A 21,000-nucleotide genomic window follows, 5' to 3' on the forward strand; every position below is an offset into this window, starting at 1 on the left:
AGCTAGCCGTTTTTATATTTTGCTCATGTAAAGGGTGCCCTGTTGTCAGTATTTGCAGGACAAGTGGATTCAAGGATTTTCAATGAAAAAACCCCAGTTAGCAACCAATCTAAGTGAAAATTTAGAAAAGCTGAATGTCAATCGTGAAAAAGCCAGCAAGCTGTTTGCCGACGTCATTGAAAAAGCGGTCAAAAAGTCTAAACCTGACACCACAGCGGTATTAGAGACAGACTTAGACAATCAGCTCGCCAACCAACCTGCGCCCCTCAAAATTGCCGTATTGGGCGGTGGCAGTTTTGGTACGGCAATGGCGAATTTATCGTCCAAAAATGGCTGCGAAGTCACGCTTTGGGTACGCGATAAGCGCAGCGTCAAATCGATGCAAAAAACCCATATCAACAAAAAATACTTGCCCGACCATAAGCTTGATGAGCGCCTGCAATTTACCCATGATTTGCAAGCAGCCGTCAAAGGTAAAGATTTGATTTTTGTGGCAGTGCCTAGCGCTGCTTTTCGCGAAACCTTACAAAAAATTGCGCCTTTTATCAGCGCTCAAGCCATCGTGTCTTTAACCAAAGGGATGGAAAAAGATACCTTTGCGCTAATGAGTGATGTGATTGCAGATGAATTGCCCAATGTGGCTTTTGGCGTGATGAGCGGCCCCAATCTCGCCAAAGAAATCATGAATAATATGCCGTCTGCCACCGTGATTGCCAGCCAATCTGCAGCGCTACGGCTTGCCGTGCAGACAGCGCTACACAGTGCGTTTTTTCGCGTGTTTGCCAGTGATGATTTAATTGGCGTGGAGCTTGGCGGCGCGCTCAAAAATATTTATGCCATCGCCATGGGCATGGCCGCTGCCTATGACATCGGGGAAAACACCAAAGCCATGATATTAACCCGCGCGTTGGCTGAGATGAGCCGATTTGGTGTCCAAGCGGGGGCTAATCCCCTGACCTTTTTGGGGTTGTCGGGCGTGGGTGATTTGTATGCAACTTGCTCATCGACCTTAAGCCGTAACTACCAGATTGGTAATATGCTAGGGCGTGGCATGAGCCTTGACCAAGCCATCAAAAAACTGGGGCAAACCGCTGAAGGGATCAATACTATCCAGCAGGTGAATGAAAAAGCCATGAAAGAGGGTATTTATATGCCGATTACCCATGCCTTGCACGATATTATCTATGAAGACAAAGCGCCGCTCGGAGTCGCGTTAAACTTGATGGAAGCAGGATTTAGAAGTGATGTGGAATTTGTCATGCCGCATCAAGTGCAGCCAAAGCATAACTGACAAACATAACTTTAAATATTTTTAGGTAAATACATGCAATTAATTTTAGTTCGTCATGGCGATGCAGGCGCTTATACCCTGCCAGACCATGAAAGAAATTTATCAGCACTGGGTCAAGCCCAAGCTTCACAGACTGCAAAGTGGCTTGCCGAAAACTTTGAGCCCGATCATTTTATCGTCAGTCCTTACAACCGCGCCCAGCAAACCCTTGCCCAAATCCAGCAATTTTTTCCCCATGTGCCTGTGACCACGTATGAAGGCATCACCCCTGATAACGATGCAGACATCGCCGTGGATGGGCTAGGCGAATTGGTTGGCGACTGCATGGTGGTGGTTTGTCATATGAATATCATTGCCAAAATCGCCCATATTCTCACGGATGATCCCTTAGAGGGTTTTGCACTGGCTGAAGCGCGTGTATATGATATGGGTATATTGGCACCCAGTCTTGCCGCTGAGATTAAACGCTTTGTTCCCACCTGTTAGGTGATTTAATTTGTCAATTTTGTGTAGGACACTTCTGTGATTCATATTTGGTTGCCAACTCAGCATGCTGCCTTACGTTTATGGCAACAAACCACCCAGACTTGGCAAACGGCTGACGATTGGCAAACGCTTGCGACCCTTGCCAATCTGCAAACCACCCAATCAGCCAAGCTACAAGCCTGTCTCTATTTTCCTAGTGTCAATTTATTAACAATCCAGCCTACGCTTTCAGCAAGCCAGCTCAACGCTCTGGGCGACACCGGCAGGCGCTATTTATTTGAAGATATCAGCATTGGGTCGGTAGAAGATTTACAAGTCAAAATTCAGCCGACCGCTACTAACAGCGAGTTACCCGCGTTATTTGGGCTTCATGCTGCCGATATTCATTCATGGATCAATGCTGCCTCGTTGGCGGGTATTGAGATAATCGCTTTAGTGCCAGATTTTTTGTTGCTGCCGACCATAGATACTAGAATTGATACTACAAACACGAGGGATACAGAGACAAGAGCCACGCCTACCACAAGCGCGGTGTATTACCAAGATGCAGATACCCAGTTATTAAAACTACATACTTATCACGGCATGGCGGTTAGTTTTTTACCGCTGGTACTCACCAAATTACCCATGCTAGAAACGCTATATTTAACAGGTTTTCACGATGAAACCGTTACCCAGCAATTAGCCAGTATGCCTAATCTGTCCATAGAATCGTCTGAGTTGTTACCTACCCCAATCAAAGACCCGGTCAGACATTTTTTTAACTTTGCGACAATCAAAGGTAAAACGACGCTTGCGCCTTATGCCAAAGTCATCGCCCTAGTCACTATTTGCGCGCTGCTGACAGCCTTTGTGGTCGATGCGCTTCGTTGGTATTATTACAACCAAGCACAAAAACAAGCCGCAACTTTGCTGGCGCAGCAATACGCCCAGTGGTTTCCCAATGAGCCGCTCAGTAGCAAACTTACCCTACAACGACAGTTAGCTGGCAAATTAACTACCCAGCAATCAGCCACGCCAAACGTACTTCAGACATTATCGTCCATACAGCCGGTATTGCAGCAATACCAACTGACTGCCAAGCAGCTTAATTTCCAAAATAATCACTTGCAACTGCAGCTTTTATCATCAAGCGCCGATTCATTAAATAAAGCCGTCAATGACATGGTAAACAAAGGGATAAAAGCCAAGCTAGGGTCTGTCGATGCCGCGATACCCGCTGCGATATCTTCGAATACTGTCAGTGCGGTTTCCAGTGCAGTGGCGCCAAATTCTGCTGGCAGTGCCCTTGCCATGATAGATATTGAATTGGCAGACTAAACCTACGACTGAGATGAATTTATGAAACCGCACGCCTCACTGAGCCAGTCCCTGCAAAAACTAACCACGCCTCTGGGTCATGCCTTTCAAAATTTATCACGTCGTGATCAGATTGCGCTGCTGATATTGGCAATGTTCTTGCTTTTTTTCGTGGTCGGTGTCGGTGGTTGGACGCTGCATAGCAAAGCCAACCAAGCACAAAAAAAATACGATGACACCATGGCAGATGTGTTTTGGCTACGCAGTCAAGCAGGCAACATCAATCCCAACCAAACCCAACAAGTCAGTCAAGCCGATGCTATCAAACAAATACTTACCCAATCAGGTATTGTCAATGCGCAAGTGGTCGAGAATGGCAATACTATCCAAGTTGCTTTTAGTCACGCGCAGGCCAGCGTAATCACCAATATATTTAATCAGTTTGAACAACAAGGTATTCGCATCCAGCAACTACAAATCAACCAGCCAGCCCTCGATAAACTTGAAGTACAATCTGTCTTATCTATTAACTAATGGTAAAAGTAAGTAATGTTAAAAAACCATAAAAAACGATGCACTTGGCATCGTTGTTTTGGCGAATTGGGTGATTATTTTTGCACCCACTGACGAATTTTATCACGCTCTGCTGGCGTTGCTCTCAACCATAACTGCATAAATTGATCGAGACTATCCGATGAACTGACCGTGGTCACAACAGCTTGATTGCCATATTGATTACTAGGTTGATTGATAGCGGGAATCGCGCCCCCTGATTGTCCTAAGGCATTGATGGTTTGTTGATTGGCTTCAACCGCTTTTGAGCTACCACCAAACACACCGCCTAACGCATTGCCCAACCCACTAAAAATGCTTGAACTACTGCTTGATGTAGCTTGCTGACTTGCAATGATTTGCTTGCCTTGTAGCACCGCTAGTGTGGGTTGTTTGACATATTCTTTGGCGGCATTATAGTCTTCTGGTTGACCTAGCATATCCAACACATACGTTTGATTGTCGGCAAGCTCTACAGGAACGCTAATATTGCTTGAACGTAACACATCGTGATTGTCACCGCGCAGCTCGTACAACCGATTGTACTTGGCAGTAATCACATGTTTGCCTGGCTCAAGTTTGTAGGTTTTTTGCGGCTTTGAAAGCAAGCCGTTTTTGACTTCTTGACCATTAATGGCAGTCACTACGGTATTGTCAGCAACATTCAAGGTGACTTGGGCAAATGTTTGTGTGGTTGCTAACACGCCAGCAGTCAACGCGGCAGCCGTCCATAAGTACTGTTTATTCATAGGATATCCTGTTGTTTTACATCAAACTGTTAATGGATTCTAACCCATTTATCACGCAATTCCTATGACAAACCCGGTCAAAAATCTAAAAAATTTTCGTTTTCTGCAATTTCATCAAAATCCGCCAATTCAAAATTGAGCGTTAAATTATCAATGATGTTCATCGCATCTTGAATTTTGGCTTTGGTCACTTTGTTTAATGGGGTGCGTTCCATGTTAGAAAACAATGGCTGCAATTCGTTTAACACTGCCAGCATCGCGCCGATGCGGTGTGGACCCTCATTGAGCAAATAGTCAATAATGCGCGGGTCAAAGTGCCAATGACGACGGCGTAATACCGATTCCAAAATCAGCTGTCTATCAAGCTTATCACTGCCCGTCGGCAACTGAAAAGTCGCGGCTCGAGCAAGCCTTGATAGCAAATCTCGTAGCTCAAAATTTAACGCTTTGACAGGCAAACGACTGGCAAAAATAATTTTATTGCCGTATTCTTGCGATAAATTAATCAGATGAAAAACTGCTTCTTGCCACTCAGGATGACCTTGAATTTCATCCATATCATCAAGCGCAATCACCGTGGTATTCTCTAGCGATGACAACACCATGGCATCCATGTTGGCGTTTATCAGTTCACGCAGCGATAGATAAATAACAGATTGGTCGATATCACGGAAGGATTCGCAGATAGCGTTGAGTAGATGGGTTTTACCTGTATCGCGCTCGCCGTATAGGTACAGCTGCGTCAATAGCCCTACATGCATTTGGCGCACCACATCGATGATTGATACCCAGCCTGGACCACTAAAGTCACTGATACTCGCGGACTGCTTGATATTTAAGTTTAGACTTAATTGTTCCGACATTCATGCACTCGCAATCGGTAAGATATCCCTTTTTGAAAATAAATCATAAACCACTATACACATAGTGCTGCCCAGTTAGCCGCCCTATGCTTAAAAGTTTAAAAGCAAAAAATTCAAGCGTCTAACTAAATTTTGACTATTATAACCTAAATTTATGAAATAGCTACTCACGCGCCTTTTGCCCCGTGTTGGGTTATTTCAAATTTAGTTACCTTTCTTATTTACTTTTTAAAACACTCAAGACAAAAACAGTCAATGCCATTATAGCGCTGAATGCGATGATATAACCAAAGATTGTACATGTCTTATCATTTTAGTAGTATATTTGATTATCTTTGTAATGGAGACTCTTATGTCTTTTGTTAACCAATGGCGTGATGCGAATTTTTCTAGACCATTACATATCACTATAAGCACCTTGAGCGCTATGGGGCTAGGCTTGGGACTTACCGCCTGCCAACCCACCCCTGAGACAACTAACCGAGCCAGCGACACTGCTCCTTCACCGTCTAATGTACCTGAAGTCATCATTGCCCAAACCCCAGCCAGTATCCCACCTGCCACAGTCGGGTTAAAACGCATGGATTTTCCGGTGTATTTGGCAGGTGTGCCAAACCTACTGCATCCAATTATTCCGTCAGTGCCTATCAATCGCAAATATGACAGCGATGCCAGTGATGCTAAAAAATCACCCGTCAGCTACTTTCAAGAAGTTGCGCCCTATGATTTTCAAAGCAGTGTGTACAATATTGTATTTGAAGGGCTAAAAACGGGGCAAGTACACCGGCTGTTTCCACAAGATAACTTTGTGATAAGAGCGGTGCACACGCCCTTGGTAGATTTAACCCAAGATGACAAAACATTGCAAAAGAAAGCTACCATCACGCAAACTGCATCTACCCAACCGCAAGCCGCTAAAGAAGCAACCAGCCCATTGTCAGTCAAAGTCGGCAATACCTTACTGCTGGGCTATTTTATCTATGAAGTCAAAGAGATAGCTGATGATGATGACAATAAAACCAATCTCGATCAGCAGCTCACCTTGTATTTAAGCGATTTGAATGGCAAAAATTTATTGAAACTCACGCCGAATAATCAATATTTTAAACATTATAAATGGCTGCCTGAGAGCAAGCGCTTTTATTTTTCAACCCAAGCCGATACCAACGGCGATCGGGTGATTGATGAGAATGATAAATACTTCTATTATTTCATCGATTTTTCCAAAAACGCGCAAATAGTCACGGCGTATGATTTTAGTAAGCCAAAAGCATAAAGCTTTGTTAAATTGCACCATTAAGCGCGTTTGAGACGTAACGCATTGAGCACCACAAACAGTGAGCTCAATGACATACCAATCGCAGCCAACCAAGGCGGCACATAGCCTAACGCAGCGGGTATCAGTACGATAAAGTTATACCCGAGCGCCCATTTGAAGTTTTGGGCAATAATGCGATCGGTCTTGAACGCCACTTCACGCGCTTTTGCCACGGCTTGGATTTGACCATTAAGCACCAAGGAGTCACTGGAGACTTGCGCCAAATCTGCCGCACCCGCCATCGCGGTTGAGATATTGGCAGCGGCAAGTACCGGCGCATCATTGACCCCATCCCCGACCATTTGCACGATGTGTCCTTGCTGCTGCAGCGCTTTTAAATGTTGTACCTTATCATTCGGGGTAAGACCTTTATAAACCGTGTCAATACCAAGCTCGCGCGCCACCTCAAACGCCTGAGCACTAGGATCACCGGTGAGCATTAGCACCTGCGCGCCTTGGTCTTTGAGATGTTTAATGGTAGCTAAAGCACCTTCACGGACTTTATCATGAAAATAAAAATGCGCCAGTGGTTGCCATCTTTTGCTTAGGCTATCTTGTCTTGATAAGGTCACACTGGTGCTGGCTTGGTGTTTGGTCAGATTTGGCAGTAACCCATCGTCTAATCCTGATTGAACTGCAAAACCATGATGGCCTAGACGATAACTTAGCCCATCAATCGTAGCTTGCAGACCGCCCCCCGCAATGTGTACCAAATCGCTGGTAGTGGGCAAATGCATTTGCCGAGTCATTGTCAATAAGGCATGAGCAATGGGGTGACGACTACCCACTTCAAGGCTCGCTGCAATACTTAAAAACTGGTTTTTTATCTCGTCTTCGTTTTTGGTGTCATCTTCAGTAAAATTTACTGAGGGATTTTGTTTAACACCATCCGGTACATCCAGCGTTTCAATCGCCATCAAATTGGGTTGACCGTATGTCAATGTACCGGTTTTATCAAACGCCACATGGGTGACTTCAGCGAGTGTGGTAATGGTATGCCCGCGCGTCGCCAAAAACCCTAGGCTTGCTAATCGATTGGTAGAAACGGTTAATGCGATGGGCGTGGCCAATGACAAGGCACAGGGACAAGTAGCGACCAATACGGCAACCGTTGCCCAAATGGCATGACTCGGCTCAATAAAATACCATGCCAAAAACACCATACTGGCAATCACCAGTACCCGCGCGACAAACCAGCGTGCCAGTCTATCTGCTTTTAAAGCGATTTGCGGCTTTTCACTGAGCGAGCGATTCACTAGCCTATCAATCACGCCCATTTGGCTGTCATTGGGTAATGTGGTGATTTGCATCACAAACGGCTGACTGTCATTTTGGCTACCGCCCACAATGTTATCGCCCAAGCGTTTGATGATTAAGTCACTCTCCCCGGTCAATAAACTTTCGGACACCGTGGCACTATCCGACAGCAAAACACCATCACTGATGATACTGCTACCGGCATCAATGCGGACAATATCACCAACTTTTAGCGACTGCGCCGAAACCATTTGCTCATTATCGCCCCTATTGGCAGGGTCTAAACTAAGTGACTGATAAAAAAGGTCTTTATATTGACTGGCATAGAGCGTCACTTGTGAGGCATCCATATTCTCTAGCACTAACGGCACTTCATGACCCAGCTTTGCCACCAACACAGGTTCGACGACCACCAAATCATTGGCTAAATTGGCAGCTTTTAGCCTGGCATTGTGCTCGACAAATTTACCTGCCAATAAGAAAAATATCAGCATACTAACCGAGTCATAATAGGTCTCGCCTGTGCTAGTCAATGTCGCATATAGACTTGCCAAAAAGGTAATGACAATGGCGATACTAATCGGCACATCCATATTGACTTGGCGGGCTTTAATCGCTGACCACGCCGATTGAAAAAATGGCAACCCTGCAATCAAAAACACAGGAATACTAACAAACAGCGATACCCAGCGTAAAAATTGCCGATCGTTGACGCCGATACCTGAATATTCCCCAAAATATAGCGCCACTGCGAACATCATCGCTTGCATCGCACCCAATGCAGCAATGCCCAATTGAAACAACATACGGCGATTATCTCGCTTGAGCATCGCTTCATGGGTATCTTGCCGATAGGGTTTGGCATCATACCCAATAGCTTGCACATTTGCCAAAATTTGGCTAATCGGCAGTTTTTTGTCATCCCATACCACGCGCATCCGTTGATTGGTGAGGTTGACTTGGCAAGTGTCCATGCCATCAAGACGATACAATTGGGTTTCAATCAGCCAACTACAGGCAGCACAGCGCAAATTGCTGATTGACAGCTCAGCAACGCTTTGCCCTTGCTGATGGTAAATAAATTGCGATTTGATATCATCATGGTCATACGCTTGCAGCTGATATAACGAATCAGGGAGACTGGCGGTACGATTGATTTCGCTGCGGTCAAGATAGTATTGTTCAAGCCCCGCCTCGATGATACTTTGCGAAGCAAGCTGACAGCCCATACAGCACATCGCCCGATCTTCACCCAATACATGGGTAAAAAATGGCGGGCTTGGTAGCGGATCGCCACAATGAAAACAATGCCCTTCTGCTGGTAATACAAGCTCCACATCTTGATATGTGGTAGTAAATTTGCTATCTGCCTCAATAGGCGTACGTCTAGGCGCATCGGTCACAACCGACTGCCCAATATCCGATTGTTTTGCCCCAAATTGGCTATTGTTTGGCATCATCAAACCCCCTAGGGCAAAAACCCTAACTCACCCAAAAATGACTGTTATTGTACTCCAAAACGGTCTATTAAAGTTTAAAAATCCTGTATAAACGTGGCAAAATAGCACGATGTTAACATTGTATTTTGGCGTATTTTGGGTCATGATAAAGCACTTTTTTATACCCTTGATCGTGACGCATTTTTGTATGAATTCAACCGTTATCTCTGCCGCTAAAAATCGCCAAAACTCGCCAAAATTCCAGCATGACTCAAACCAACAAGGGATGTTTATCCTAAGCTTCATCTTTGTGGTGGCAGTATTGGGCGGCTTGGTCTTGCTTGGGTTATATTTGATGCGCCAAGATAATGTCATCACCCAAAAATTTGAGGGCAAACGCTGGAACATCCCTGCAAAAGTATACTCGCAACCGTTAACGTTATCGGTGGGTAATCCCCTTAGCGATGATGAATTGGAAAATTGGTTAAATTTACTCACCTATGCCTCTGACAAAAACTATGACAATGCCGGGACTTATACCAAAAAAAATGGTGAATACTATATTCATACCCGCGAATTTAAATTTGCCGCCAACGATACTGAACCATCGCAAATTATTAAGGTCACGCTCAAAGATAACCAAATTGAAAAATTACAAAGCACCCGTCCTAATCCATCAGGTGTGGCGCGGGTTGAGCCCATTTTTATTGGCGGTATCTATCCAGATAACAATGAAGATCGCATCGTTTTAACCATCAATGACTATCCGCAGCCATTAATTGATGCGCTTGTGGCAACAGAAGACCGCAGTTTTTATCAGCATCACGGCGTGTCTATCCGAGGGATAGGACGTGCGGTTTATAGCAATTTTATGGGCGGTTCACGCCAAGGCGGCTCCACCATCACCCAGCAACTGGTTAAAAACTTCTATCTCAACTCAGACCGTACTATCAAACGTAAAGCCAATGAAGCGGTGATGGCGATTTTGCTGGAAATGCATTACACCAAAAGTGAGATTTTGCAAGCCTATATGAATGAGATTAACTTAGGTCAAAATGGCAATCACTCCATTAACGGGTTTGGGCTTGCCTCGCAGTTTTACTTTAACCGTCCGCTAAAAGAGCTTCGACTTGACCAAATGGCGATGCTCGTAGGGCTTGCCAAAGGTCCTACTCAGTACAATCCGCTACGCTACCCCGATGCTGCCCTAAAACGCCGTAACGTGGTGCTGAGTAATATGCTGATAACCGGTAAAATCAGCCAACAGCAATATGATGAAGCGTTGCAACAGCCACTGAGCATTTCTTACAATCCTGTGATTGGTAAAACGCGTTTTCCTGATTATCTCGATGTGGTCAAGCGAGAACTCACCCGTACCTATGATGCCAACGATCTCAAAAACGAAGGGTTAAGAATATTTACCAGTTTTGACCCCAACGTTCAAAAAACCGCTACCAATGCGGTCATTCAAAGCGTCAATCAGTTAAAAAAAAGTAATCCCAAACAGCTCACTAATTTGCAAGCCGCCCTAGTCAGCGCCAATCCCAACAACGGTGAACTACTTGCTGTGGTGGGAAGTAGTCGTGATTTTACCGGTTTTAATCGCGCCATCGATGCCAAACGCCAAGTTGGCTCTTTACTCAAACCGATTATTTACTTAACCGCATTTGAGCAAGGTCGTTACAATTTATCAAGCAGTGTCGATGACAGCCCAATTGTGCTAAAAATGACCGATGGTAAGACATGGACACCCAGCAATTACGGTGGCGGCAGTCATGGTATTATCCCCCTCACCAGCGCTTTAGCCAATTCCTATAACCAAGCCGCGGTACGTGTGGGCATGGAAGTCGGTATTCCTAATTTTTTAAATCAATTGTACCGTATGGGTATCAGTAGCCCATTGCCCAATTATCCCTCTACCTTGCTTGGCGCGGTGAATCTATCGCCCATGGATATGTTGGGGATTTATCAAGTACTGGCAACAGGTGGCTTGCGTCATGAAATTCATACCATTCGCACGATTATTGATGACCAAGGACGAGTGGTTCAGGGCATGGAACAAAAAAATCAACAAGTCATCAACCCCACGGCTGCCTATCTCACCAATTATGCGATGCAGCAGGTCATCAAGCAAGGTACCGCCAAAGCGGCGCTATCGCTCGGTGATAATCTCAATCTTGCAGGTAAAACAGGGACTACCAATGATTATCGCGATGCGTGGTTTGCAGGGTATAGTGGCAATGTGGTGAGCGTTGTTTGGGTCGGTTTAGATGACAATAAACCCACCGGTCTAAGTGGCGGTAATGGCGCTTTGCCGATGTGGATGAATTTTATGAAGCAGCAAAAGCTTACGCCAGTTAATCTCATCGCGCCAGGCAATATCGAATGGCTATGGATGGAAAACGGCAAATCACAATTATCCAATGAAAAATGTCCAAATGCCATCTATGTACCTGTTGATACCGACAATCTACCGCAAGATAGTAGTGAATGCGCGGTACAACTATACCAAAGCGAGCAAGAAGCAAGATTTGCGGCACAGCAACAACAGGCAATGAGTGAGTTTGGACAAAGCCAACAACAGCGGTATGACAATATTGAGCGCAGACAAACCGATGAAGATACCATTGGCAATAACCCACCTGCAGCCAATCCCTACCAAAATGAGGGTGGCTATACGGGGAATACCCAGACCAACCCTAATACCCCCAATAACGGCGGCGACCCGACCCATACCAACCAACCACTCAATGCGGCGCCGCGCTCGCAGTCTTGGTTAGAAAAATCGGTTAAAGAAATGTTTTAGAGACGATAACAAGCAAACCTTCTTATTTGCCCTTACCCTTGCCGTTAGGTGTTTTGGCTTAGGTGTGCCAAGCAATAACATGGGTGTTTTCATTTTTGAGTCACATCGCATTTTTGGCTGAATGCGTTTATACTACCAAGCCAGCGCGCTCGCCTTTTATTGTTTCATTATTTTATTTGTTATTTTTAAGGACTGTTTATGCCTTGGCAGCAATTACATATTCAATGCGAAAAATCGCAAGCCGAACTGGCGGAGACCTTGATGCTAGAAGCCGATGCGCTCAGTATCAGTTTAGATGATGCAGGTGACCAACCGCTATTTGAACCATTGCCAGGTGAATCGCCATTGTGGGATGATGTGATTGTGACTGGGCTATTTGATGGCGATTGTAATCTGGAAACTTTGAGTCAAAGTATCGCCAATGATGTGGTGGCGACGCGAGTTTGGACAAGCCGAGTGGATGACAAAGATTGGGAACGTGAGTGGATGAAGAATTACCATCCCATTGAATGTGCCAATGGACTTTGGATTGTGCCCAAATGGATGTCACCCCCTAACCCCAATGCGATTAATATCATCATGGATCCAGGCTTGGCATTTGGCACAGGTTACCATGCGACGACCCGTCTTTGTATTGATTGGCTGACAGAACAACCTTTGCAAGATAAAGTAATAATTGACTATGGGTGCGGCTCAGGTATTTTGGGCATTGCGGCGCTTTTGCTAGGCGCAAAACAGGTGTATGCGGTCGATATTGACCCCCAAGCAGTCTTAGCCACCCATCAAAATGCGGAGCGCAACAAGGTAGCCGATCAGCTTCAGGCGTTTTTACCTGAGCAATTTAGTGACTATTGTAAAGAGCAGGCTATTTTGCCCGTGGACTTGATAACCGCCAATATTTTAGCCAAACCACTAATGAGCCTTGCCCCTTATTTTGCGACATTATTGAAATCTCAAGGTAGCATTGTGTTGGCAGGTCTGATTGAAAACCAAGTGGAAGATGTAAAAGCTGCCTATCAGCCTTATTTTGAGATGGATGGCGAATTTACCTTTAGCGCGCAGGAAGATAGACATTGGCATCGCCTCTCGGGTTTTCGCCGCGAGTAGAACAAATCGCGATTCGTATAAAAAGCCTTACAAGGAGGTAAGGTCGTCTTTTCCCCGCCGAAGCCTAGTAACAGCCCAAGGACATAGCTAGCAACCTAGTGAACATAAATTCTAGGAAATTTGTTGACTTTATTTTTTATTCGTCATTAAATGATTTAACACACGACATTATTAAAAATCAAAGACGCAAACTAAAAATGCTAAAAGGGAAGTGATGTTGCGATGAATTTGTACAATGCCAAATGCCCAAACTGCCAACATGCATTTAAAATCAATGATGAACAGTTAGCCGTTAGACATGGGTACGTTCGTTGTTCCCATTGCAAAACCATTTTCTCAGCTACTGAACAACTAGAACAAAAAAAATTTGCTAACAACAATCCACTGGCAAGTCCAAACCATCATACGCCATCCGCGCTCATCGACGATAAATCTGAGTGTATTTTATTTGATGATGAGTCAGGTCTTGATGAAGCCGGTAATCCGATTGTCAATGAACCCGTTAAACCCATCTCACCATATGCCTTGTCAAAATCTTCAACTACATCAGCCAGAGCTAAATCAACCAGCAAATTAGATGACTTTGAGATTATAGACAATTTTGACCAACTGCCAAAAGCCAGAGATAGCAAGCCTAAAAAGCCAATCATTGACGATAAGGATGCAGCTGAAGCGATAGAACTTGCCCAAGATAAAGACGCTTCAGGCGATGAAAATGCTTGGCTGCAAAGTTTAATGGCGCAAGCAGATGACAACGAAGCAATGGACGACTCATCCGCAACCCACACTAAACCCAAGCGAGGCATGGATGGGGTGTTTAACACAGATATTTTTGACCAAATTGCGATTGATACGGGTAGCGAGCAACAAGCAGATTTATTAGCGTATCAAAAAAAAATTGATGAGCGCTTGTCGCAACAAGTTTCCTCGCAACAATCGCTGAATGCAAAAATTTTTAATATGGGCATTATTTGGGGATTAGGCAGTTTACTATTAATCTTTTTGCTAGCCGCGCAATATATTATTTTTAACATTAACACCTTAATCACTTCAAAAACAAACGCAGCCGTGCTATCAACTATTTGCCATAAAATACCCGCCTGTCAATTGCCTCTGGCTGATATCGAGCTTATTGATGTGCAGATGCTAAAGCTTGCTCATTCATCCAAACAAGCGGGGCAGACTGACATGATATTTACCCTGACCAATACCACAGACAATAATATTATCTACCCGAGTGTTAAGGTTTCACTACGCAGTGGCAACACCATACTCGCTCAGACTCTACTTACCCCTACAGACTATCTAGAAGCGGGTAACAACTATTTGATGCCGCATCAAATAAAACCCATTAAATTACGGATTGATTTTCCAAAAGCCAAAGTCCAAGCCGCTAATATTGAGCTGGTTTATTAAATTGTTTTTAGCTTGATTACAGCTTTGCTAAATTAAGCCCCTATCGCACCCAGTATTTATCGCAGAATTTTACATATTGTAAACAACTTAAGCTTGCTATCAGTTTCATAATTGTTTTAGTATAAGTATTAATAACTTTATTATTCGTCTTGATATTTAAGTTTTATTTAATCTGTTAACTAACGAATTATTCAATAAATTTGTCAGCAAATTTAGTTTGAGAATCTGTTATGCCCAATTCTGTTGCTTTACAAAATCGCGCCAAGTATTCCAATATGTCAGATAGCCCATCTAACCCATACACTACCCATACCCCATCGCAAACTTCTCCCAGCGCAAGCCTAGCTCATCACATTGAGCTTGTGGTACGAGAGTACTTCGATAATTTAAAAGAACAACAACCGACCCAGCTTTATGAGCTTATGTTGTCACAATTTGAAAAACCGCTGATCAGTGTCGTCCTTGAACACACCCGCGGCAATCAAACCAAAACCGCCGAGATTTTGGGACTTAATCGCGGCACATTGCGGAAAAAACTCAAAACCCACCAATTATTATAATTGATAAAAATACCCGCTTTTTTATGATAAGATATCCCCATACTTAGGGATTTATAGAGTTGGGGTATTAAAGTTAATCAGTCAGTTCGTCACAACTGACTTTTTGTTTTTTCTGCACCCAGTGTTTTTTTGTCAACGAGTCGAGTCAATTATGAATCAAGCTTATGCATTGCTCTCTGTTTCTGATAAATCGGGTATTGTAGATTTTGCTAAAGGTCTAATCACCCACGGTTTTCGTCTGCTGTCAACGGGCGGCACCTACAAACTACTCAAACAACATGACTTAGCAGTGACTGAGGTCGCAGAATACACAGGTTTTGCAGAGATGATGGATGGTCGGGTAAAAACCCTGCATCCAAAAATTCATGGCGGTATTCTAGGTCGCCGCGGCACGGATGATGCCATTATGCAAGAACATGGCATCGACCGCATTGACATGGTCGTTGTCAATTTATATCCATTTGCCCAAACCGTTGCTAACCCGAATGTCACCAAAGAAGACGCCATCGAAAACATTGATATTGGTGGCCCTACCATGGTGCGTGCCGCGGCAAAAAATCATGACCATGTCAGCATTGTGACAAGCCCCAACGATTATGCAGCAATCTTGGGTGAGCTAACAGCAAACGGTCGTATCAGTGATACCACCCGTTTTGATTTAGCGGTAAAAGCATTTGAGCATACCGCACATTATGACGGTATGATTGCCAACTTTTTAGGCAATCGCCTGCAAAGCTTTGAATCGGCTGACCAATTCCCGCGTACTTTTAACGTACAAATGGACAAAGCGCAAGACTTACGCTATGGTGAAAACCCGCATCAACAAGCCGCTTTTTATGTCGAAAAAGCGCAGGTAAATAGTCAAAAAGAAGCCAGTATTGCCACCGCCAAGCAATTACAAGGCAAAGAACTATCTTACAACAACATCGCAGATACCGATGCGGCATTAGAATGCGTGAAATCGTTTGATTTGCCTGCGTGTGTCATTGTTAAACACGCCAATCCTTGTGGTGTGGCCGTGGATGCCGACTTAACCAATGCTTATCAAAAAGCCTTTGCCACTGACCCAGAATCTGCGTTTGGCGGTATCATTGCCTTTAACCGTGAGCTGGATATCAAAACAGCAAAAGCGATTGTGGATCAGCAATTTGTTGAAGTCATCATCGCCCCAAGCATTGCCGATGGTGTACTCGATGTCACATCTGCCAAGAAAAATGTGCGTGTGTTAGTCTGCGGTGAGTTACCAAACCCAAGTGAGCGCCAAGCCCAGTTTGACTTCAAACGCGTCACTGGGGGTTTATTGGTGCAAGCGCAAGATTTGGGCTTAATCACCTTAGATGATTTAAAAGTAGTGACAAAAGTACAGCCGACTCAGCAACAATTCGATGATTTACTATTTACTTGGCAAGTCGCCAAATATGTGAAATCCAACGCGATTGTGTATGCCAAAGATGGCCGTACCATTGGGGTAGGCGCAGGTCAAATGAGCCGTGTCAACTCAGCACGTATTGCCGCGATTAAAGCTGAGCACGCTGGTCTATCGCCTGTGGGTGCGGTGATGGCATCAGATGCCTTCTTCCCGTTCCGTGATGGTATTGACAATGCCGCAGCGGTGGAGATTAAGGCGATTATCCAGCCAGGTGGCTCAATGCGCGATGATGAAACCATCGCTGCAGCCGATGAGCATGGCATTGCGATGGTGTTCACCGGTATGCGTCATTTTAGACATTAATTTTTGTTAGGCATAAAAAAGGCGAGACTGACTAGGTTTCGCTTTTTTTAATTGATAATTTTTTTCTTTTTATAGCTCTGCTAAGGTTTATAGTTTCGCTAAGGTTTGACAAATATCGAGCATCCGATTGGCGTAGCCCCATTCATTATCATACCAAGCAAACACTTTAAATTGCCGCCCCACACTCATGGTTTGCAAGCTATCAATCACCAATGAATGCGCATCATGGATAAAGTCACTGGACACCAATGGCTCATCACTGTAATCCATGATACCCAATAAATCTTGTTCACTGGCATGTTTTAACAGCTGATTGATAGCGGTAACATCCGTGGCTTTGTCAAAGGTAAATGTCACATCAATTGCCGCGACATCCATGGTCGGTACGCGGATTGAATACCCATTCACCTTGCCTGCCATATGCGGCATCACCCGATTGACCGCAGCGATACTACTTGATGTGGTTGGGATAATGTTATGCCCAGAAGCCCGTGCACGGCGCAAATCACGGTGGACTTGGTCAAGCACAGTTTGGTCAGCGGTTACCGCATGGATTTCGGTCATCATTGCTGATTCGATACCATAGGCTCGGTGCAATATATATAGTAAAGGCACGAGCGCTTGGGTGGTACACGACACACTGGACAAAATCTTTTTATCACGGCTAAGCTCATGGTCATTGACGCCCACTACGATACTGGCATCTACATGATCAAACGGAGCAGCCCCAATCATCACCTGCTTGGCGCCCGCGATAATATGCTGTGACGCCTGTTCATAGCTACGAAAATGACCCGTGCTCTCAAGCACCATGTCGATGCCCAGTTTTTCCCAAGGTAATTTGGTGGCAATGGGCTGCTGTATCAATGCAATTTTTTGCCGAAACTCCCCTTGGCTTAATAGCAAAAAATGCTGTTGTTTTTCACCCAAATCCACTGTTTTTAATTCAATATGGATATCACTGACCGCCGATAATCGACCATGGGTACTGTCATATTTGAGTAGATGTAGCAGGGTTGCTGGCTCAGCAATATCATTAATGGCGACGATATTTAACGGCTGTAATTGTAAAGGATTTTGACAAAACCGTTCGATGTAAGCACGTAGCACGTTGCGCCCAATACGACCAAAGCCATTAATAGCGATGTTAAAAGGTTTGATGGTAGAAGCATTCAATCAGGGATATTCCTTACTAGACAAGTGCTCAATTGCCATGCGGTTTTAAAAACAACAAGGCAAGTTTCACATCATTATAAGAATAGGCGTTTCTTAATTCTTCGACAATCGCGCGAATTTTGATTTTGCCATCGTTACCTTTATCGCGTTTGTCATCACGTTTAGCTATTTTTTGATACGCCTTATCAATCGGCTGTAGCCATTCGTCATCAGGTCGTAGATGCGCGATGTTGGCGCGGGGAAAATGCTCAGCAATTTTCTCGATATGCCCCATCACGGTTGATTGGGCTAGATTACGGGCTTGCGCAATTTCTGCGATGGTCAAACTTTCATCCAGCAGGGCTTTGGTTTCAAGCACCGTGGGAGTGATGACGCCTGCCGCATCATCTGCCAAAGATTGCAGCTGCTGTACAGCATGGCGACGTTTTTCAATCAGTTTTTGCTGTTGTTTGGCGCGATTTTCATACGCAGCGATTTTCTCTTTATCCAGCGTACCCCGGCATTGAATGATAAATTCACGATGAAGGTCATTGAGCTGTTTTTTACTGCGTGTCAAAAATTCACATTCTTGCTCTGCACTGATCGCCTGAAATCGCTGATCAGCGCCGCGTGCTAGGGGATCAAGCTGTAAGCTTAATTCATTGACGCCCAGTAATTGTAGCCCAGATAGCTGCTTTAACCGTGATAAAGCCACATAGCCCTGCCCTTTTTCAAAGGTTTTGGACAAATCTACTTCTGCCGCATCCAGCGTCATGCCTTGGCTTTTGTGAATGGTAATCGCCCACGCCAGCGTCAATGGGATGTGATAATAGGCAGCCAGTATTTCGCCCTCTTCATCATCAATACGCCATGAATCATATTCGGCGATGACTTTGCGACCGTCATTGAGCTCAACCAAGGGATAAAGTAACTCCGACAGTTTGTCATCAGCCGTGTCTGTTGCGGCGATATCATCCTCATCCTTGTGGTGAGTTTGTTGTGATTGACCGCCATTCACTTCATCCAGCAAGTCTGCCATATCCGCTTGTTGTTCTTGTTCAATCGCATCGAGCAAGGCACTTGCATCTGCTGCTAGCGCTTGTTCATCGAGCGGCTCAGATGGGTGCTTGTTTGATAGGCTATTGTTTGACGGGCTGTTTTTTGATGCGCTATCGTCTGTTTGTTTATTTGGTTGTTTAAGAGTGGTGGCAACAAAATCAACTACCTTGCCCATGGTGCCATTTGACACATTAAGCTCGGCGTTGTTTTTGATAAACATCACTTTTGCGCCAAGTTTGAGCACCAGTTCTGGGGTATTGCGTACGGATTTTTTTAGCGTTTCAACGAGCTTTTCATCGCCTTCTCCCCAAGCGCGAAAAGTATGCGCCGATGCGGTAAGTTTGCCAAGTTCCTGCTCATTGATGGCTTGCACGTTGACATTGTGGGTAAACAGTCGGGTACGGGTGTCGGCTAGCACATGCTCAGCCGTAGCGGTCAAAGCAGGCATGATATGGGGGGTAAACTGCTGGCTACGAATCTGATTTAAAATCGCATTTAAATCCAAACCATAATAGGTGTTACCTGCCACCGCTGTTTTGTCAGTTTTTTGACGATGCTGCTCGGATAAATAGCAAATTTGAAAATCTGCATCCAGCCAAGCTTGCGCCATAAAGGCAAATTTATCACGGTTGCTCTCATGGGGCTCACCAATCGGCGGCAACTGAAAAAAATCCCCGGCGACCAATAGCTGTATACCACCAAACGGCAATGTGTTTTCTTTGATGGCTTGTAGCACTTGGTTAATGAGCTCAAATTGCTGTCGATGCAGCATTGAGATTTCATCAATCACCAATACTTTGGTGCGCTCAATGCGCTCCACAACCACCGTGCGTTTTTTGATTCGGGCGATGTCTTTGGCGCTCAGCTCGTTACTGATGCCGATGCCCGCCCAGCTGTGAATGGTCATGCCGTTCATGTGGGTGGCAGCAATACCTGTGCTTGCCGTCACCGCCACCGCCACATCCCTTGCGCGCAGATAATGCAAATACTGATTGATGGTATAGGTCTTGCCTGCCCCTGCTGAGCCTGTTAAAAACACATTTTTACCAGTTTTAAGGATATTAAGGGCGGTGGCTTGTTTCATTGGTTATACAAAGCTTTTGTAGATAAAAAGAAGGGGTTAAAAATGAGCCTACTATAAAGGCAAAGCCGAGTAAAGGCAATGATTGACAGCACCAAAATACGCCATCAGACGCTTCACGGGTTAGTCAATCATGGTTTTGATTTGCTTGAGACTTAAATAACCAATATGCAGCGTATCGTCAGGTAGCTGATTTTTTTCAGGCTCGGTTAATGGCTGAATGGTTAATGCCACGTCTTTTGGCAGTAAATCAGCCACACAGTGAATATCATCCAAATCTAGTTGATGCTTATCATCAACATGACTGGTTGCCACGCCGCTTTTGGCGGTATCGACATTATCAAATGTATAATCTTGATAAAATGCCGTTTTTTTAACTTGCGCCGTTGCTTTACCTAGCGTCTCGGCTACCACAAGTGTTTTATAATGAAATTCTTCAAATTGACCTGGCAGATAACCGCCTAAATTGACAAAATAAAGTTGCTTGCCCTGACTATCTAATTTGTTATCTACCCTTTCAGCTGCCAATATATTATCTGCAAGCGCGTTATCTTTTGACAATCCATCTTTTGACAAGCTCTCTTTCGACAACAAAATTTGATAATCACCCACCCGCTTCACTTCTCGCCATGCGTCTAAGTGCCAGTTGTTTTTGACTGCCGGCCAGTGCTGATTGACATTCTCAATTGTTTCACTTAGGCTATTTGCAATCACAAACATCACATCATGCTGTTCAATCAGTCGTCCTTGGGGACGCGCCCCGATTTTTAACATAAATAGTTTCATAGTTATACGCCCAAATGTGTCGCCATTAAAACTTAAAAACCTGC

At 44.6% G+C, this 21,000-nt stretch carries 16 protein-coding genes; 10 read left to right on the top strand and 6 right to left on the bottom strand.

Translation table 11 applies throughout. The annotated features are described in order from the left end of the window. The first annotated feature begins 82 nt into the window (after positions 1-82). From RTJ53_RS02995 to gspM, 4 genes are read left to right on the top strand one after another with little or no spacing between them, the layout of a single operon-like run. Complete coding sequence (locus RTJ53_RS02995) at positions 83-1,291, top strand: NAD(P)H-dependent glycerol-3-phosphate dehydrogenase (RefSeq protein WP_219298667.1); 1,209 nt, start codon at positions 83-85, stop codon at positions 1,289-1,291. Positions 1,292-1,324: 33 nt separating this feature from the next. Continuing rightward, positions 1,325-1,777 carry a phosphohistidine phosphatase SixA gene (gene sixA / locus RTJ53_RS03000; RefSeq protein ID WP_312275774.1) on the top strand — a complete coding sequence of 151 codons (453 nt, stop codon included), beginning with the start codon at positions 1,325-1,327 and terminating at the stop codon, positions 1,775-1,777. 36 nt (positions 1,778-1,813) lie between these two features. Beyond that, complete coding sequence (gene gspL, locus RTJ53_RS03005) at positions 1,814-3,097, top strand: type II secretion system protein GspL (protein ID WP_312275775.1); 1,284 nt, start codon at positions 1,814-1,816, stop codon at positions 3,095-3,097. Between the two features lie 21 nt (positions 3,098-3,118). Then, complete coding sequence (gene gspM, locus RTJ53_RS03010; protein WP_224053754.1) at positions 3,119-3,610, top strand: type II secretion system protein GspM; 492 nt, start codon at positions 3,119-3,121, stop codon at positions 3,608-3,610. A 74-nt stretch (positions 3,611-3,684) separates the two neighbouring features. Here gspM and RTJ53_RS03015 read toward each other — a convergent pair whose 3' ends face one another. Together RTJ53_RS03015 and RTJ53_RS03020 are read right to left on the bottom strand one after the other, a co-directional pair. Then, on the bottom strand, positions 3,685-4,377 hold the full coding sequence (locus RTJ53_RS03015; RefSeq protein WP_312275776.1) for a DUF2057 family protein: 693 nt from the start codon (positions 4,375-4,377) through the stop codon (positions 3,685-3,687). Between the two features lie 77 nt (positions 4,378-4,454). Further along, positions 4,455-5,240: a DnaA ATPase domain-containing protein gene (locus tag RTJ53_RS03020; protein WP_312275777.1), complete on the bottom strand. Its 786-nt coding sequence runs from the start codon at positions 5,238-5,240 to the stop codon at positions 4,455-4,457. Between the two features lie 352 nt (positions 5,241-5,592). Here RTJ53_RS03020 and RTJ53_RS03025 point away from each other — a divergent pair, with 352 nt between their 5' ends. After that, positions 5,593-6,516, top strand: a complete 924-nt coding sequence (locus tag RTJ53_RS03025) for a hypothetical protein (protein ID WP_312275778.1) — start codon at positions 5,593-5,595, stop codon at positions 6,514-6,516. A gap of 20 nt (positions 6,517-6,536) precedes the next feature. Here RTJ53_RS03025 and RTJ53_RS03030 read toward each other — a convergent pair whose 3' ends face one another. Next, the gene (locus tag RTJ53_RS03030) at positions 6,537-9,275 is read right to left on the bottom strand and encodes a heavy metal translocating P-type ATPase (RefSeq protein WP_312275779.1); all 2,739 of its coding nucleotides are present in this window, start codon (positions 9,273-9,275) and stop codon (positions 6,537-6,539) included. Positions 9,276-9,462: 187 nt separating this feature from the next. On the opposite strand from RTJ53_RS03030, the gene mrcB reads away from it, so the two are divergent. The 5 genes from mrcB to purH all read left to right on the top strand — a co-directional run bounded on the left by mrcB (position 9,463) and on the right by purH (position 16,875). Beyond that, a complete protein-coding gene (mrcB, locus tag RTJ53_RS03035; RefSeq protein WP_312275780.1) occupies positions 9,463-12,060 on the top strand; it encodes a penicillin-binding protein 1B in 2,598 nt (865 codons plus the stop codon). A gap of 198 nt (positions 12,061-12,258) precedes the next feature. Next, positions 12,259-13,167: a 50S ribosomal protein L11 methyltransferase gene (prmA, locus tag RTJ53_RS03040; protein WP_312275781.1), complete on the top strand. Its 909-nt coding sequence runs from the start codon at positions 12,259-12,261 to the stop codon at positions 13,165-13,167. A 222-nt stretch (positions 13,168-13,389) separates the two neighbouring features. Beyond that, a complete protein-coding gene (locus RTJ53_RS03045; protein WP_312275782.1) occupies positions 13,390-14,583 on the top strand; it encodes a DUF3426 domain-containing protein in 1,194 nt (397 codons plus the stop codon). Positions 14,584-14,813: 230 nt separating this feature from the next. Further along, positions 14,814-15,143, top strand: a complete 330-nt coding sequence (locus RTJ53_RS03050; protein WP_286130508.1) for a helix-turn-helix domain-containing protein — start codon at positions 14,814-14,816, stop codon at positions 15,141-15,143. A gap of 151 nt (positions 15,144-15,294) precedes the next feature. Then, positions 15,295-16,875 carry a bifunctional phosphoribosylaminoimidazolecarboxamide formyltransferase/IMP cyclohydrolase gene (gene purH, locus RTJ53_RS03055; protein ID WP_312275783.1) on the top strand — a complete coding sequence of 527 codons (1,581 nt, stop codon included), beginning with the start codon at positions 15,295-15,297 and terminating at the stop codon, positions 16,873-16,875. Positions 16,876-16,962: 87 nt separating this feature from the next. On the opposite strand, the gene RTJ53_RS03060 is transcribed toward purH, so the two are convergent. From RTJ53_RS03060 to RTJ53_RS03070, 3 genes are all read right to left on the bottom strand, one after another. Beyond that, complete coding sequence (locus RTJ53_RS03060; protein WP_312275784.1) at positions 16,963-18,051, bottom strand: type I glyceraldehyde-3-phosphate dehydrogenase; 1,089 nt, start codon at positions 18,049-18,051, stop codon at positions 16,963-16,965. 28 nt (positions 18,052-18,079) lie between these two features. Next, positions 18,080-20,173, bottom strand: a complete 2,094-nt coding sequence (locus tag RTJ53_RS03065) for an AAA family ATPase (protein WP_312275785.1) — start codon at positions 20,171-20,173, stop codon at positions 18,080-18,082. Between the two features lie 120 nt (positions 20,174-20,293). Next, positions 20,294-20,956 carry a DUF1543 domain-containing protein gene (locus tag RTJ53_RS03070; RefSeq protein WP_312275786.1) on the bottom strand — a complete coding sequence of 221 codons (663 nt, stop codon included), beginning with the start codon at positions 20,954-20,956 and terminating at the stop codon, positions 20,294-20,296. Positions 20,957-21,000 lie beyond the last annotated feature (44 nt).

Source organism: Moraxella sp. CTOTU46711 (genome assembly GCF_031975715.1).
Classification (GTDB): domain Bacteria; phylum Pseudomonadota; class Gammaproteobacteria; order Pseudomonadales; family Moraxellaceae; genus Faucicola.